The organism is Tomitella cavernea (genome assembly GCF_016599145.1).
Lineage (GTDB): Bacteria > Actinomycetota > Actinomycetes > Mycobacteriales > Mycobacteriaceae > Tomitella > Tomitella cavernae.
The window spans coordinates 1-814 of record NZ_JAENKO010000113.1 but is presented as its reverse complement, the minus strand read 5'-3'; the positions used below and the strand labels follow the sequence as shown (position 1 = coordinate 814).

Sequence of the window (814 nt, the reverse complement as noted above, 5' to 3'; positions counted from 1 at the left end):
TGGAAACACGTTCGTGGACAGGGTGATTCGAGTTGGGTGACGGTTCTGATCGATCTGACTCCGGTCGTGGACGGCACCGGCCCCGCACGCCTGCTGGACATGATCACCGGCCGGTCCAAACAAGTCCTCAAGGACTGGATGAACAGCCGCGGCCAGAGGTTCCGTGATCGGATCACGGTGGTGGCGATGGACGGCTTCGCCGGCTACCGCACCGCCACCGGCGAGGAACTGCCCCGGGCGCGGATCGTGATGGACCCGTTCCACGTCGTGCAATTGGCCGGCGAGAAGCTCGATCGATGCCGTACCCGCATCCAGCAGGCCACGTGCGGGCACCGCGGCCGCAAGAACGATCCTCTCTACAAGATCCGCCGGATCCTGCACACCCGCGTCGAGTTTCTCACCGACACGCAGAAGAACCTGCTGGTCGAGTCGTTGAACAGCCATGACGACCATGTGGCAGTCGAGATCACCCACCAGGTGTATCAGCAGATGATCGCCGCTTACGAGCATCCGGACCGCCGCGAGGGCAAGATACTGATGTTCAAAGTCCTCAAACGCATCTGCAAGGGCCTGCCCGCCGGCCTCGATGAACTCGCCCAGCTCGGCCGCAGCCTGTGGGCCCGGCGCAAGGAGATCCTGGCGTACTTCGACACAGGCGTCTCCAACGGGCCCGTCGAGGCCATCAACGGCCGCCTGGAACACCTACGCGGCATCGCTCAAGGCTTCCGCAACCTCGACCACTACATCTTGCGATCACTACTGCACTCCGGCCAACTCGCCGCACGCATCAACGCACTCTAAGAGCTGAAGAGCC

1 protein-coding gene is annotated in these 814 nt (G+C 63.1%); it reads left to right on the top strand.

Translation table 11 applies throughout. The annotated features are described in order from the left end of the window. Positions 1 to 801, top strand: an 801-nt coding sequence (locus tag JJ683_RS18705) for an ISL3 family transposase (RefSeq protein ID WP_200176325.1), incomplete at its 5' end; no start/stop codon positions are given. Positions 802 to 814: the final 13 nt, after the last annotated feature.